The organism is Spirochaetales bacterium (genome assembly GCA_016930085.1).
Taxonomy (GTDB): domain Bacteria; phylum Spirochaetota; class Spirochaetia; order SZUA-6; family JAFGRV01; genus JAFGHO01.
The window spans coordinates 13,702-28,953 of sequence record JAFGHO010000081.1 but is presented as its reverse complement, the minus strand read 5'-3'; the positions used below and the strand labels follow the sequence as shown (position 1 = coordinate 28,953).

At 47.4% G+C, this 15,252-nt stretch carries 13 protein-coding genes; 1 reads left to right on the top strand and 12 read right to left on the bottom strand.

The genetic code is table 11. The annotated features are described in order from the left end of the window. Positions 1-2: 2 nt before the first annotated feature. From JW881_13940 to JW881_13895, 10 genes are all read right to left on the bottom strand, one after another. A complete protein-coding gene (locus JW881_13940; GenBank protein ID MBN1698611.1) occupies positions 3-1,355 on the bottom strand; it encodes a hypothetical protein in 1,353 nt (450 codons plus the stop codon). Continuing rightward, positions 1,352-2,224 carry a hypothetical protein gene (locus JW881_13935; protein ID MBN1698610.1) on the bottom strand — a complete coding sequence of 291 codons (873 nt, stop codon included), beginning with the start codon at positions 2,222-2,224 and terminating at the stop codon, positions 1,352-1,354. The genes JW881_13940 and JW881_13935 overlap by 4 nt, the downstream gene beginning before the upstream one ends. Next, positions 2,221-3,174, bottom strand: a complete 954-nt coding sequence (locus JW881_13930) for an ABC transporter ATP-binding protein (protein MBN1698609.1) — start codon at positions 3,172-3,174, stop codon at positions 2,221-2,223. Before JW881_13930 ends, JW881_13935 begins: the two co-directional genes overlap by 4 nt. Positions 3,175-3,192: 18 nt before the next feature. After that, complete coding sequence (locus tag JW881_13925) at positions 3,193-4,041, bottom strand: hypothetical protein (protein ID MBN1698608.1); 849 nt, start codon at positions 4,039-4,041, stop codon at positions 3,193-3,195. A gap of 150 nt (positions 4,042-4,191) precedes the next feature. Further along, on the bottom strand, positions 4,192-5,541 hold the full coding sequence (locus JW881_13920) for a helix-turn-helix domain-containing protein (protein ID MBN1698607.1): 1,350 nt from the start codon (positions 5,539-5,541) through the stop codon (positions 4,192-4,194). Positions 5,542-5,544: 3 nt separating this feature from the next. After that, a complete protein-coding gene (locus JW881_13915; GenBank protein MBN1698606.1) occupies positions 5,545-6,237 on the bottom strand; it encodes an outer membrane lipoprotein carrier protein LolA in 693 nt (230 codons plus the stop codon). A gap of 78 nt (positions 6,238-6,315) precedes the next feature. Then, positions 6,316-8,793: a tetratricopeptide repeat protein gene (locus JW881_13910; GenBank protein MBN1698605.1), complete on the bottom strand. Its 2,478-nt coding sequence runs from the start codon at positions 8,791-8,793 to the stop codon at positions 6,316-6,318. A gap of 79 nt (positions 8,794-8,872) precedes the next feature. After that, on the bottom strand, positions 8,873-9,223 hold the full coding sequence (locus tag JW881_13905) for a cupin domain-containing protein (GenBank protein ID MBN1698604.1): 351 nt from the start codon (positions 9,221-9,223) through the stop codon (positions 8,873-8,875). A 185-nt stretch (positions 9,224-9,408) separates the two neighbouring features. After that, positions 9,409-10,917, bottom strand: coding sequence for an IMP dehydrogenase (locus tag JW881_13900; GenBank protein ID MBN1698603.1), 1,509 nt, complete (start codon positions 10,915-10,917; stop codon positions 9,409-9,411). 17 nt (positions 10,918-10,934) lie between these two features. Then, positions 10,935-12,068, bottom strand: coding sequence for a hypothetical protein (locus tag JW881_13895; protein ID MBN1698602.1), 1,134 nt, complete (start codon positions 12,066-12,068; stop codon positions 10,935-10,937). 561 nt (positions 12,069-12,629) lie between these two features. On the opposite strand from JW881_13895, the gene JW881_13890 reads away from it, so the two are divergent. After that, on the top strand, positions 12,630-13,226 hold the full coding sequence (locus JW881_13890) for an NUDIX hydrolase (protein ID MBN1698601.1): 597 nt from the start codon (positions 12,630-12,632) through the stop codon (positions 13,224-13,226). 100 nt (positions 13,227-13,326) lie between these two features. On the opposite strand, the gene JW881_13885 is transcribed toward JW881_13890, so the two are convergent. Continuing rightward, entirely contained in the window at positions 13,327-13,998 is a 672-nt protein-coding gene (locus tag JW881_13885) for a DUF4276 family protein (GenBank protein ID MBN1698600.1), read from the bottom strand. After that, positions 13,991-15,100, bottom strand: coding sequence for an AAA family ATPase (locus tag JW881_13880; GenBank protein ID MBN1698599.1), 1,110 nt, complete (start codon positions 15,098-15,100; stop codon positions 13,991-13,993). The genes JW881_13885 and JW881_13880 overlap by 8 nt, the downstream gene beginning before the upstream one ends. Positions 15,101-15,252 lie beyond the last annotated feature (152 nt).

Below are 15,252 nucleotides of genomic sequence, written 5' to 3'. Positions count from 1 at the left end.
GTCTATTGTCGGGCTTTCACCCCGTAGTGCGTTCTACGGTATCCGATAACGATTATCATGGCCAAAAGAGGCAGCAGGGCGGGGAAAAGCAGTATAAAAACAGGAGACGCCGGTCCGACGATCCGAATCTCGCGTCCGCCGGACGGGTAATAGTTGCCATTGACGTCCTGCAGCCTGATTCGTACGGCAGTTTCGTTCCTTCCGATCGGTACCCTGAATCCGGAAAACTCGTAATTTCTGTCCTTGTGCTCCCCCTCCGGATCGTAGGGGACTATTTTGTATCCGAGACTCGCCCCGCCCTTTAGCGGCTCGACATAATACTTTTCCTGTTCGGTCGAGATGCTCACATTCCTGCTTGAAATTTCCAAAAGCGAATCGGGTAATTCCTTCACTTCCTCCCACCGGTACATACTCACGTTCCCCCTGCTGTCATTCTGCAGAAGCTTGTTGTAATAGAGGTCATTGTACTCGTTTTCAAGAAAGGGGACGAGGTAGATGTCCGTCGTCGCATCCACATACAGCACATGAAACGGAGAATATGATTTAATCGGTTTCGTCCATTTATCACCGGGGACGATCCTGTATCCCACGTTTTTCCTTCGACGTTCCCCGAAGACCAAAAGCGTCTTTTCGGAACCTTGAAGCGTAAGTCCGTCGCGGTTTTCCAGCCTGGTCCTGTAGGTCCCCTCAGGGAGAACGACATGGAACTGTTTTCCCATGCTGAGTTCCTGCGGCGTGGGATTGACAGGCATCACCGGTTCTTCGAGGGCCTTGTATTGTCCGATAAGGGTTCCGGTATCCTTTCCGGCGTCGTTGTACACCTTCATTTTTTCCACGAGTTTTTCTTTTGCTTTCGTGTAGATATCGAATTTTATTTTGTACGCTTCGTATCGTTTTTCATATTCGGACAATTCCCGCTTGAGTCTGTCGGCCTCCGTTTCCGCCGCTTTACCGACGAACACCTTCCAGTCGTTCGAGTATTTTCCGCTTACATTGTAGATGATGTACAATTCGCTTTGAAGCCGCTCCACGGTTGCCCCGTCCCGTTCGATCACCAATGTCCCATCAAAGGCGGATATCTTTTCCGGTTTGCGGACATCGAGCGGTTCAGCCATCCATTTGCCGGAAAGCGGCCAGAAATAGATAAAGGCCTTCCTCGGGAGTAGAAAATTATCGACATCGTGAAGCAGGTAGATGGTCGAATCGTCGCTCCGGCAGAAAGTCCTCGAAAAATGAAGTCCGTTGAAAGCGGTGACCGTATAGATGACATCTTCCTGCTTTACCGGAATGTCGCCAGATGCATTCAGCGAAACGATCAGGACAAGCACGGTGATGATAAACGCCTTTATTGTCATCCGCGGACTCCTTTCTTTCCCAGTACCGTGTGAGAAGCTCCCAAAAGCGCCCCCGAAAGGACAAGGAGAAGCAGCACACTCAGAAAGAAACCGCCGATGTTTCCATAGTCGACCGAATCGAGGCCGAAACTCCAGTAAAAAACCGGGGAAAACCACCTGAGGGCCCATGCGATGATCCCGGAAAAACTTTTTACATAACCGGCGACCATGGCTAAGGACATGAGGTGAAGAAGCACGAACGCGGTGAAAATGGCGATAAACGCCGCTACCGCGGACGCGGCGTTATGCGCGACAACGGAAACGAAAACGACATACCCGTAGCATGCGCAGGAGAAAAAAAAGAGAAGAAAGAGGGCGAAAACGAACGTGGGACCGAGTACGAGATTACCGATCAGGGAGGCAAGCGAGTAAAAGAGAAACAGCGCGGCGAGCGATAGCCCGGTAACAATACAATTCTTCGCGAATGAAGCGAGGAAATAAGATGTTCCGTCGGCGGGGCCATAGGAGATCAGTTCGATGACACCGGTATTCTTTTCGAACCCGAACTTGAACACCGAGGACACCGAGAGGTAGACGAGAACGGGAAGAAATGAAAGAACAAGGGCGAAAAAAAACGGCCCTTCGGAAAACAGTTTGTCGACAAAGGTGCCGCCGAACGCCCCGGACAATGATTTGAAAATCATATCATAGGCGGGATTCAGGTTGTTATAATCAAGCCCGCTGGAACCGATCGAATGGATAAAACCGGCCACGAGCAAAAATCCGGTAACGAGACCGAGCGTCAGGGCGATATACACCCCCGGTGTAATACATACTTCAAACAGTTCCCGCTTTCCCATAATGTAAGCGGCCTTGATTCGTGACCTCATCGGGCCCCTCCGATTCCCGCGAGCATTTCGACATTCTCACCGGTAATGGCGGAAAAGGCATCTTCGAGCGACATCGCCTTTTCCTGGATTTTCAACGGGACGAGTCCCCTGTCGATGAGAAATCGTGAAACGGCTTTTCTGTAATCACCATCCTTCGATACACTCACCGAAAGCGTCACCCCGGAAACGGATGCGCGGGTGACAAAATCGAGGGCCGATATCTCCCTGTCAAGGTTCTCCGGTATGTGGTCGAGTTCGACGAGGATCTCTTTTTCTTTCTGTAATTTGAAAAACAGATTTCCCACCCGGTCTTCCGCGATCAGCTTGCCTTTGTGGATTATGGCGACCCTGTGACAGAGCTTTTCCATTTCGGAAAGGAGGTGGGATGAAATAAATATCGTCCGCCCGTCCCGATTTTCCTCGAAGATAAGGTCCCTCACCTTTTTTATACCAATCGGGTCCAGTCCGGAAATCGGTTCGTCCATGAAGAGAATATCGGGATCGTGGAGGATCGCCCGTACTATACTGAGTTTCTGAAGCATTCCCCGTGAAAAGCCGTCTATCTTTTTATACGCTGAGTCTTTTAATTCCACTTTTTCAAGCAGTGAAAGAATCCGATCCTCCTTGTTTTTCACCTCGAAAAAGTCAGCGAAAAAATCACAATACTCATAGGCGGTCATCCACTTCCACATTCCACTGGGGTGTTTTTCGGGGACCACCCCGATCCGCTTTCTTGCATCGATCATGGAAGGCGAATACCGTTCGTTAAAGAGATATATTTCTCCTTCAGTGGCCTCGATGACACCGAGAAGCATCATTATTGTCGATGTTTTTCCCGCACCATTGGGTCCGAGAAATCCGTAAATCTCGCCCGCCTGTATATTCAGATTTACATGATCCACGGCGCAAAAAGAACCATATTTTTTTGTCAAATCCTTTGTTACAATCACGCATGCTCCTCCCTGATTTCAGGAAGCCGTCTGGTTCCAGCTTGCGCTGATAAAATAGTCGACACGATCACCCATACCATCGAGGATGTTTTTGATCGATTCGAGTTTATCCAGCCTCATTACCGGTTCCATTTCGGCATCGAGTTCTTCTTTTGTCATTTTACCGGGAATCGGAAAAACGATGATATAATCATAGACACGATACGGGGCATTATGTTTTTTGATCGCCGATGCCGGAACCTGAAGAGAATACCGGTAATAGGTATCCGGATGCATATCCCATTCGGCCTCGAGTGTGCCGCGAAAAAGCTCTTCGCCTCGCCCGCTCCCCGACTCGACAGGTTCGACAACAGGAATTCCATTTTTTACCTGGACTGAAATCCTCAGTCCAAACCACATGGGGAGGCACGGATGCTCGCCGATACCCCTTCCCTCGGCATCGATCGGTCTCGGATTCAAAAAGAGTGTGCCGTCTTTTATTTCCGTCCTGACGAATATCTCGGACAGTCCCGGTATCTCATATCCGATCATTCGAACGGGGCCGTCCAATCCGTTATCCCCTTTGTTCAGGGTGACGGGAATCTCCCGCGACCGGTACGCCGGGGCGGAAACGGTAAGAACCGCTTCACCGGGTTCGAGACCGGTGAATACCTGTTCGAGCGGGCCGTTGTCCGATTGGTAGTAAAGCACAAGATACCTGTCCTTTATTCTCACCATTGCATCCCAGACCCATCCGCCGCTGACATCGTCAATAACGGTAAATCGCAACCGTGTGTCGCGGCTACTCGACACAATAAACAAAATCACGGCGAGGACACAGATGCTTAGCGCCCCTGTGACGATATATATACATGTTTTCACTTTCATGAAACACTCCCTGCGACACCTCGATAGTATTGGAACTGAAATACACTGACACCGTGAAAAACTATCTTTTTAATAGCAAGAAAACCGGAGATTGTATAAAAAGCCGGAATCACCATCAGGGAAACAACCATGGCCGTTATTGTGATTGCGCTAATAGATGGAAACGATCTCGAGCCGATACAATCCCGAACTCTCATTCCTGACCCAGTGTATCAGCTTTGTCACCACTTGCCCGGCCCGTCCCATGATAAGCTCTTTTCCCAATACTTTTGCTTTTACCGAATTCGCATTCGAAATCCAGAGTTTTACTTCGTTTTTGACATTTTCAATCTCGAAATCTTCTCCTTTACTGAAAAAGCGTTCGGGCATCATTTCACCGTCCTGCGCGTAGCGGAAAAGGCAGTGACCGCGAAAATCAATATCGACGGCAAACGGTTCGCGTTTTTCAGATTCTCCGATCACGGTGATCGTCTCTTCATTGATACGGATCGTCGTCTCCGTTCCCGTTTCAACCGTTTCGGATGCCTCATTCGAGGCGAGAGTTGCCTCATTCGAGGCGAGAGTTGCCTCATTCGAGGCGATATCTTCCGTTTCGATCATCTCCGCAGGCGGCGTCGGCTGAACCTGCGTCGCCCGGGAAAGAGGCGTGACCGCCGGCTGAGGGGTCGATATTATCGCCGCCGCCTCCGTTTCTTCGTCCTCTCCCTTCTGTTCTCCGGAAGGACGCTCTATTCCATCCCCCGTACCGTCCTCCCCGGCTATATAAACGGGTTTTGAAACGGTAATTTTATAGAGACCGATATTTGCCTGGTTTCCGTAATCGGAGGTGATGAGATCGTTAAAGACAAGGGTGACATCGAATTTTTGATCGTCATTGAGATCAAAACTCACTTTCTTTCCGATATAAAGAAGTGTCGTTTTGTCCATCACTTTGAGTTGTAACGGTTCCTCCGCTTTCAGGATTTCCATGCGATACGTATTCTCTCCGAGGGGGATCGTGATCCTGTCATGTTCCCTGAACCACCGCGTCAGGACTTCCGCATCGTTAAAGACGAACTCCTCTCCCTCATCCGTTTTCAAAACGGCGGGGTCTTCGATTTTGTCCTTCATTGCTTCCGGCTTTTCCATATTCGTCATAACAAAAAAGGAAAGGGCGGCGATACCGCCGGCCAGCAGGACGATGCCAAGACCGGCGATCAGCACGACAACGGAACGGGGCATCTTTCTGTTGTTATTGAGCAGTTCATCAAAAGGGATTGGTTGTTCCTGTATTTTTATGTTTCTGTAGAGGTTGACAAAATGATCCGGATCGAGGTCGAGATATTCGGCATAACTCCGCAGGAATCCGATTAAATAGGTTTCCCCCGGAAATGCTGCAAAATCCTCGCTTTCAAGGGCCTCGATATACCGGCGGGATATTCTCGTTTCCCGGGCCACCTGCTCCAGGGTATAATTCTTGCTTTCCCTGACTTCCCGGAGTTTTTCTCCAAATAATTCCATAACCTATTCTTCATCTCCAAAGAGAAAATTTTTATATTCATAGGCGGTCGGCGGATCGGGAATATCGAACATCTCTTCGAGGATACCCTGGTTGATTTTCAAGTCATGAAAATCGAATTGTATATTGATATTCGTTGCCGTAACGGCTTTCACCCTCCTTATCAGCCCCTCATCCGTAAACGATATTTCAATATCCTTAAAACCTTCCGCCGTCGCCCGCCACTGAAATTTGAGTTTCACGACCATCTCCTTCGAACCTTCTTCAAGCGGGATCGGATCGGGACCGTAGACATAGGCTATTTTGTAGTTATTGCGAAGATAGGTAAGCCCCTGGCTGCTCGCCATGGCGGCAATCGACGCCTTGCTTCGTCTGGGTAGATATTGTTTGAGAAGAACCGAATGCTCGGGAACAAAGACGGTAAGTGCCTCGCCGTTTACCAATAGATATTGATTTTCCGGAGAGGTAAACCTGATGAGAAGGAGATTGGGATTTTTGTACCATATATTCCCCTCCATGGCGTTATCCCCTTCGGTTATGGTTATCCTGCCTTCATAATCCGTGACCCGGCCATAGACCGCGGATACCTGTTCGAAATAGGTGTCCGCCGTGATTATTTCCTGGGCAACGGCACTGTTGAGTATGCATCCGAAACAATACAGATACATGATCATTCGTAAATATCTTCTGCTTTTCATCACATTCTCTTTAAACTGATTTCATACCACTATTCCAAAAATGGCGGTAATTGTCAAGTGAGTCGGCTTTCACATTTATCATGTCCCCCGCTTATCCCCTTCCCGGGTTTCCTCTTCCCTCAATTTTTCGAGCAGAAGGTATTTGAGCCAGTCATCCGAAAGCTTGAGAAACACATCGCAGTCGGGACAAAAGAACCTGCTTTCACGTACGTGATGCTGCGCACAGGCGACGCAATACACTTTGCCGCATGTCGCGCATTTGCCGGCCGGCGCATCCGGCGGCGGTTCACCGTGAATCGTAAGCCGCGACTGCACCGAAACATTTTCCGGCGCCCACCATTCCCGCCCGCACGTGACGCAGGCAATATGCACCTCCGACTTTTCGCGTATGCGAAAGAGTATTTTTTTCCCTTCTTCATGTTCCGGATCTTTTTCCAGAACTTTCATGACGGCCTCTTTGGCTTTGCCGCAATCCATCCGGTCGAGATAGAGACTCGCCAGGTTGGTGAGTATTTCGATGTTTTCGGGATCTTTTTCAAGCCCGTCCCTGAATGCGACTTCGGCGCGCGGCCAGTCACGCTGAATGAGCGCGCAATAGCCGATGAGGTTGCACACAGCCGGCGTCGGTGAGATATCGTAAAGTTTGACCAGCATTTCCTCCGCCCGTTTGATCATATCGCGTTCGATACATGCTTTTGCACAATTTTCAAGAAAGACCGGATTGTCCGGTTCGAGTTTCAATGCCTTCTCATACTCCCTGATGGCGCTCGAGGTATCACCCAGTTTTATACAGAGATTACCCCGGTGATTGATGATTTCGGGGACATCTTTCAGGGCTTCGGTATTCAATACCTGAAAGGCTTCTTTCATTTCATTGCTTCGGGAAAGCACCTCGGAAAGATTGATGACGATCGCCGTAGATGACGGAGATTTTCCGTATGCCGAGTAAAAATATTCCTTCGCTTTTTCGTAATCACCCTTATCCATATAAAAAAGCCCATACTGATTGAGTGTCCACGGCTCTTCGGGATCGAGCTCGTAAGCCTTTTTTAATTCCTGTTCGGGATCGAGGCCGAGTATCGCTTTGTTTTCCGCCAGTTTGAGCCAATGCAGATAAAACGAGTTTTCCAGTTCGCACGCTTTCTGCAAAAGGGAAACGGCCTTTTCTCTGTCGCCCCTGTTCGAGGCGATAATACCGGAAAGAAAATAAATACTGCTGTCCGGGATTCCTTTTTCGATCAAAGGTTGAAATATCTTCTCGGCTTCTTCGAATTTCTCCTCATGAAACAGTATTTTCCCTTCGAGGATTTTTACATCGCTGTTTTGCGGATCGAATTTCTTTATACGGGAAAATATCGGATAGAGTTCCCCATATGCTTCCTGCCTGAAAAACAATCCCGCCGATGTGCTGTAATATTCCAGTGACCGGTCCTTATCCCCCTGCATTTCCAAAGCCCTGGCCGCGTTCAGGAAGAAAAGCGGCATATCCGGCTGTATGCGGCAGGCCCTGTCATAGGCTTCGAATGCCTTGTCCCAGTTACCGAGTGCGTATTCACAGTTGCCCAGCAGATTCCAGGCCGGCGCATTATCTTTGAAAACAGGGCCCGCATCACCGCCGCGCTCTAAATTCGATTGAAGATAATCCCTCGCCTCCAAAAACCTGTTCTTCAAATAAAGGATATTCGCTTTTTCCCGGACAGCCCTGATATAATCCGGATCGAGGTCGAGGCAGCGTTCGATATTTTCCAGAGCGAGGTCGTACATCCCCGTATTGATCATGAGTTCGGCGAATAAAAAATAATCATCGGCAATCGGCTTTTTGTGTTTCAGGGCTTTTTTCAGCTGTACTGCGGCGGCCGGGAACGCTTCCATCGCAAAAAACGTTTTCGCGAGTTCTATCCTGTACTGGGGTTCCTGGGGTATATGATGCACCCATCGTTCGAAATGTCTGTCGACTTCGATCGGGCGTGAATCGATCAGAAAACGTTTCATATAAAAACGGGCTTCCTTTTTTTCATTGTAATTCTGCGCCGCAAACCCTATCGACCCGGCGGAAAGCGTATCGTCCTCAAGCTCCGCCACCCATTCATCGTCGATATAAAAGGAAAAATGCGTATCCTGTGCGATAATCCTGAGGGAGTTTTCTCCGGGCTTGATTAACGGAGATTCCGTCCAGTCGATGCGGACAAGGGGATTCCTGTTGAACAATACGTCAAACCGGAAAAATCCCCGTTTTGATATAAGAAAATAATAGAAATTCTCCTCGTTGACGTACCTGAAAACAAATCCCAATGCCGAGTGCCCGTTTCCCTCATCAAAAGCAACATCTGCTTCCAGATAAAAATTATTATACCTGTGCTGCTCATCCAGGATCCAGGCAAAATGATCCTTCTTTTTTAGTAAAAGGAAATACTTCCCTTTCGCAGCACCGGACTCATATGTGACGGTGTTCTCCCGATCAAACCGTTTCCTGTCAAACAGACTGAATGACGTTTTCCATTTTTCGGACATTATTTCATACGGATCCCGTTTTTCTTTTTTCCGGAAAAATAGCATTATGTTACCACTCCTTTTTTATTACCGATATACAGTAAAAGCGCTGTTGTGTATCCCGCGGGCGTGCCCGGTATCACCGTCAGGCATAAAGAACTATGACAGCGAGAATGTGAAGCGGCTCGTCCTTTTTATTGATAATTGAATGCCCCTCCCCCGAACCGGTAATCACCGCGTCTCCTGCGGTGACGGGGGTTTCGGTCCCGTTATCATCAACGATCCCCGCACCCGAAATGATATAGAATATCTCTTCTTCACCTTCGTGACGGTGAAATCCTATGGATGACTCCTTTTCCAGAACCAGCCGGGCAAACAGTCTCACCTTCCCTTTCATTTCTTCTTTTTTAAAAACATGTATGATTTCGACCTGTCCGGTTCCCTCGCGCATCCGTTCCCGTACCTCCCTCACCATATCCGAACTTCTCTTTACCATATGTATCCTCCGATATGATCACTTTAAAAATACATTCCCGCTTAATAAAACGCACCCATAGCTTTCATTATTTAAAGCAGCCATTTCATTAATAGTACATACGCATTTTTTATGCAAGTGAATGTGTCGTATTCCCGATACATTCTGATATTTTCTCACTAATACAACTTCGTTCGGAGCCGACGTCAGGTCGGAATATTCGTGATATCCGTTTCCTTCAGGATAACATCGTGGGCACCGCCCTCGCGCAAGCTCGTCGATGATATCAGTGCGACCCGTGCCTTTCTGTGCAGATCTTCCATGGTAACGACGCCGCAATTGCACATCGTCGCCTTGATTTTTTCTACCGTCAGATCGAGGTTGTCCTTCAGTTTTCCCGCATACGGGACATACGCATCGACCCCTTCTTCAAAGAGGAATTTCCCGTCATCGGTATAACCGTAACGCTGCCAGTTCCGCGCCCGTTCAGTTCCCTCCCCCCAATATTCCTTTACAAAATTACCGTGTATCTTGATCTTCTTGGTCGGACTTTCGTCAAAGCGTGCGAAATAACGGCCCATCATGACAAAATCGGCACCCAGTGCCATCGCGATCATGATATTGTTATCGTGCACGATTCCCCCGTCGGAACAAATCGGTATATAGACCCCTTTGTCCTCGAAATAATCATCCCTCGCCTTTGCCGCATTGATGACGGCCGTCGCCTGGCCGAGTCCGATCCCTTTTTGCTCGCGGGTGATACAAATCGCGCCTCCGCCGATGCCGACCTTGATAAAATCAGCCCCGGCATCCGCAAGGTACCGGAAGCCTTCCCTGTCGACGATATTGCCGGCGCCGATTTTGACGTCACCGTATTCTTCCTTCACATACCGGAGGACCTCTTTTTGCCACTCGCTGAATCCGTCGGATGAATCGATACAGAGAATATCCGCCCCCGCCTTGACGAGTTCGGGTACACGTTCCCGGTAATCACGAGTATTAATCCCGGCACCGACGATAAGCCGCTTTTCCCTGTCAACGAGTTCGAAAGGATTACGCATGTGCTCGTCGTAATCCTTTCGAAAAACCAGATACCGCAGACATCTTTTCTTGTCCACAATAGGCAGGCAGTTGAGTTTGTGTTCCCAGATCATGTCATTCGCTTCTTCAAGCAGTATGCCGTCGAAAGCGTAGATAAGCGATTCGAACGGCGTCATGACGTCCTTAATTTTTGTGGCCGGGTCGCATTTGTGTATCCGGTAATCCCTGCTGGTGAGAATTCCCAACAACTTGCCGTTTGACGATCCGTCCTCGGTGATGGCCATCGTCGTATGGTCCGTCTGCCTGATTAGGGCAAGGACGTCGGCGAGGGTTTGATCGGGTCTCAAATTCGAATCGCTTTCGACGAATCCCGCCTTGAAATGTTTCACCTTTCGCACCATTTCCGCCTGCTGTTCTATGGGTTGCGAACAGAATATAAAGGAGATACCGCCGCGGCGCGCCAGCGCAATCGCCATGGTATGATTCGAAACGGCCTGCATGATGGCGGAGGCAAACGGTATATTCAACGTCAACTCGGGCTTTTCACCTTTCTTGAACTTGACCAGCGGTGTCGAGAGATTTACATTTTCCTGTTTGTCTTCCTTTTTAGTCAGATTCGGAATGAGAATATATTCACTGAAGGTTCTTGAAAGCTCCTCATATATAATTCCCATATTTAATTCCTCCTTTTTTAAAAGCATAGTGAAAAATCAAACGAAGGACTCAGCCTGTTTTCATTAATAAAATAATTGATGTAGACAACCACATCAAACCCACATCCGTAAAGCGAACATCCGGTTCCGGTCGAAAAAAGCAGATGGCCGGGACGCAGCGTATAATCAAGGTTATCGCTTACACCGGTATCGAAATAGCAGATGAACGCCGGGACAAAACCACCGAGTGCCGGAAGGTTCATCCTGATATCCAGGTTATTGACCGCCTTCAGGTACCCGTCGAAACGCCCATTGTCGATACCCCTCATCACCCCGCCCAGTCCTTCAGAGGTTGTCGCTTCTCTTCCGCCGATACTTTGCCGGGCATTAAGCGGGATATATCCGCCTGAAAGGCAGTCAAGGACGATCCTGCCGCCGATATAGATATTGAAGGCGTTCTCCGTCGTTGTATCCGCGGGATCGAGATCGAAGACGGTTATAAAACCGCGGAGATCGAAGGTACCGCGGACAAAATCGGCCAGTCCGATAATATCATTACCGAACCACGCAGGAGCGACCTCGCACGAAAGATCCGCCTGGATACCGTTCCGCTTTCGATGCGACTCATGCACGGCGACATCGTTATAATAAAGACCGATGACCGCCGAGTTCTGCAGGATACCTTCCGCATCGGCAAGGCCGGATGAAAAAACGAGCGCTTCCGCCCCCGAATCATGTTCGAGATAAGCGTTGTATTTTCCGCGATAGAGAAAGTGGACCTCGAACAGGTTATCCTGTTTTCCCGGCTGAAGAAAGATCCCCTGCCTGATTCCGGCCGACCACACACTTTCAAAACGTTTAAAAACAGCCTCATTAACCTCCGATGCTGATTTCGGCGGATAATAAATGGAGGTATCGGGATATCTGTAGTATCCGACCGTTTCATACCCGCATCCAAATGAAAGACAAAGTCTCGTAACGAGCGGGGGTAAAAAATGTACCCCGAGGTAGTTGAGTCCCACATCGGCACCCCAGAACCGTATTCCCGGTTCGATCTCGATTTCATCCAAAGGGGAAGAAAATCCGGCCGTACCGGAGATAATCAAACAGACATGTATACAAACCAGCAAGAACAAACAGTACCGTTTGTCCGCGCACAACACCGAAATCAAAACGACCTCCGTCGCCCTTCATCTGACCTTTCAGGGACAATAATAAAATCAAACAGGACGACGCCGTCCCGCCTTACTATTATAACAAACAACAGGTTTCTGTACAGACGCCTTATTCATTATTTTTTTATTTTCCGTGCAACGACATCAAACCCAATAAAAAGCGGCTTCCTTCCGGAAGTCGTTTGCCTGCCGTCACCGCCGGTAATCCGCTTCCCCTCTGAAGAAAATATTGATATAATGGCGGCAGCAAGGAGGATACCATGTTTCTCGGACTCCCGCTTCAGGTTTGGTTATGGACGGGTATTGTTATAGGATGTATTATTTTCATTGTATGGATGAAATTGCCGGTTTATAAGGAAATACTCGGGAAGAAAAAGGTCCCGCATAAAACGAAAAAAGACGAAACAGGCTGACACCTGCTTTTCCCGGCCCCATTTCCGGAGTACGGTCATCTTCGACAGCCGCTTTGATCGCAGGGCGCGCCGTACAATTGGGAATGAACAGGGCATTCCCTCACCCACTTGTTTCCTTTTTTAATATAGGCTATGATGGTGGGCCATGGACGACCACCTTAAGTGGAAAGAAATAAAAACGGACGTCCTCAAAGACTGCCGAATTTTTACCCTTGAAGTCTCAGACCGGTTATCTCCTCTGGGCGCGACGAGTGATTTTTACATTCTTGAAGCCTGCGACTGGGTAACGGTCATCCCCCTGATAAAAAACAGCGAAGGAACCGATTGTTTTCTCATGGTGAAACAATTCCGTCACGGGAACAAAAAGGTGATGTGCGAGTTTCCGGCGGGACTTGTCGATGAGGATGAATCGCCGGAAGAGACCGCAGGCCGCGAGTTGATTGAAGAAACAGGGTACCGGGCCGGAAAACTCATCTATATCGGCTCGACATATCCCTGCCCCTCATTCATGACGAATCAAAGCCACACATTTCTGGCCACCGGTCTCGAAGCAACGGGAGAAACCCGGTTCGACGCGGACGAAATCATCGAATCCGTCATTATTCCGGTCGACGAGGTTGCATCGAACATCCGGGAAAAAAAAGAGGCGTTTTGTAATTCGCAAACGATTGTTTCCTATAACTGGTATAGTCTGTATATGATACATGCAGAAAAACAAGATGGTTACAACTCCGGACAGTAACCTGAAAACACTTCAAAAAGAAAAACCAATGACGACATTGCGAACTCACTTTTCATTTTCCAACGAAATATCAAGAATTTTATTTCAATTAGCTTATAACCTACAAATGGGATTCAATCCGCTTCAACCAGTCATTGAAAATTCGGCATTTTTTTCTCATTGCATCGATCCCGATATTGCGTGCTATTATTATGCCTGTCGTCGTTTTTTTATATTTTGGATATAATCGCTCCAGACGTTTCGACGGTGCTTCATCGGGAGAATCATCTATTTTTTCAGGATCACCGAATTGATCAATAATTTTATCCACGTCTGATTTATCAACGTGAAGTTCCGAAGCAAGACTGCTTGCATCACTGAAAAGCAATGCTTCGAATTCATGTACGGTTATATGTGGTATAAAACGAATGTCTGACCTGTATGCCGATAATTCGGTATTGACCGCCAAATGAGTTGAATCATTAATTATTGAAGCGATTTTTGCGGGTTCTTCTTCCTTTTTTGCATTAATGAAACCGGGCCAATCCGGCTTCAGGCCGTAATAATCAATAAACAGGCTGACGAACGTGTCGGCGCGCTGTTTCATGTGTATGGTTATGTCTTTTAAAGCCCTGCTGAATTTGATATCTCCCCCCTTCTCTCCGGGTTTCGATATGATGATTGGCGTCATATATATATTTCTATCAGCCAGGTTATCTTTGAGTATACTATTAATGAATATTTTTTCCGTTTTTCCTTCGACGATGACAATAATCTCAATGAAATCACTCATAAACAGGACCGCCGTCGATAACGTTTTTGGTCCAAAGTTCCCCAACGGAATAATTTTCAAGCCACGTTTTAAAATCTTCTTCATTCAATCGTTGAAAAGTAGAGGCTCCATTTTCTCTTTTTACTACAATAATGTCTTCAATACCGAAATGATCGATCAATGCCGGAGACTGAGTTGCAACAATAATCTGGGTGCGTTTTGAAGCATCCTGAATAAGTTCAGACAGAATCGATATCGCTTCCGGATGAAGACCCAATTCAGGTTCATCGATTATGATCGTCGACGGCGGGTCCGGCTGTAATAATGCCGTTGCAAGACAGATAAAACGGAGAGAACCGTCCGACAGATGATATGGCTGCATCGGATAATCCGATCCCTTTTGTTTCCACGAAAGGTTTAGTTTTTGCTTTCTTCCGAAATCCGTAATATCCAGAAGGAAATCGTCAAAGAAAGGCATCACCATTCTCACTGCATTAAGAATTTCAGTATATTCAGTAAAATATTTATTTTTCAACATGAATAAATAAGGAGCGATATTTGACGCATTTCCCCTGAGATATTTATTATCCTGAATTATTTCATACTGTCGCATTGCTGAAGTTTCACTTGTATCATGAAAGTGGTAAATCTGCCATGAAGCGATCGCCTCATAGACTGGCAGACTGTATTGACTGTCTTTTCGCTTGCTTTTCGCTTCTTTAACGAGAAGTGACGTGTCATCATCGCCGTCACCAAGGTCCCACCATCCACCTCCGGTACGTGCATATTTGTAAAAACGTTTTTCAGCTGTAATAATACATTTATCCTTTGGCGTCGGCTTCAGCGTAAAACAGTATCCTCGAATGCCAAAAATGGTTGTAAACTCCATTTCAGTTGTTATTTTTGGACCGTTAAAAAGAAGATCGCCAGCCCCGCCGTTCTGTACGACATAATTCCCAAGGTTGCCGTCGATCAGGCTTCTCAGCATTCGAAAGAAGCCTATCAGATTTGTTTTTCCGGCACCATTACCCCCGATAAATATATTGAGTTTGCCGAGACTAAAGTCTTCGAGGGTTTTGATTGATTTAAATCCTTTAATGGTTAATCTATCGAGTGAACTCATTGCGAGACCTCATTATTTGATTTTCTGTCATTGCATTTTCTGTTATCTTCTTTCCATTATAAACGATTCGTCCTTTATTGAACTCACAAAATACAGCCGCACGATGGTTCGATATATTTATTTTATTAATTCTGATGAAAGATGTATTCAAT

Coding starts and splice junctions, on each gene's coding strand:
- JW881_13925 (MBN1698608.1), bottom strand. CDS start 4,041: ATGAAAGTGAAAACATGTATATATATCGTCACAGGGGCGCTAAGCATC.
- JW881_13920 (MBN1698607.1), bottom strand. CDS start 5,541: ATGGAATTATTTGGAGAAAAACTCCGGGAAGTCAGGGAAAGCAAGAAT.
- JW881_13910 (MBN1698605.1), bottom strand. CDS start 8,793: ATGCTATTTTTCCGGAAAAAAGAAAAACGGGATCCGTATGAAATAATG.
- JW881_13885 (MBN1698600.1), bottom strand. CDS start 13,998: ATGAGTGATTTCATTGAGATTATTGTCATCGTCGAAGGAAAAACGGAA.
- JW881_13900 (MBN1698603.1), bottom strand. CDS start 10,917: ATGGGAATTATATATGAGGAGCTTTCAAGAACCTTCAGTGAATATATT.
- JW881_13935 (MBN1698610.1), bottom strand. CDS start 2,224: ATGAGGTCACGAATCAAGGCCGCTTACATTATGGGAAAGCGGGAACTG.
- JW881_13890 (MBN1698601.1), top strand. CDS start 12,630: ATGGACGACCACCTTAAGTGGAAAGAAATAAAAACGGACGTCCTCAAA.
- JW881_13940 (MBN1698611.1), bottom strand. CDS start 1,355: ATGACAATAAAGGCGTTTATCATCACCGTGCTTGTCCTGATCGTTTCG.
- JW881_13915 (MBN1698606.1), bottom strand. CDS start 6,237: ATGAAAAGCAGAAGATATTTACGAATGATCATGTATCTGTATTGTTTC.
- JW881_13905 (MBN1698604.1), bottom strand. CDS start 9,223: ATGGTAAAGAGAAGTTCGGATATGGTGAGGGAGGTACGGGAACGGATG.
- JW881_13880 (MBN1698599.1), bottom strand. CDS start 15,100: ATGAGTTCACTCGATAGATTAACCATTAAAGGATTTAAATCAATCAAA.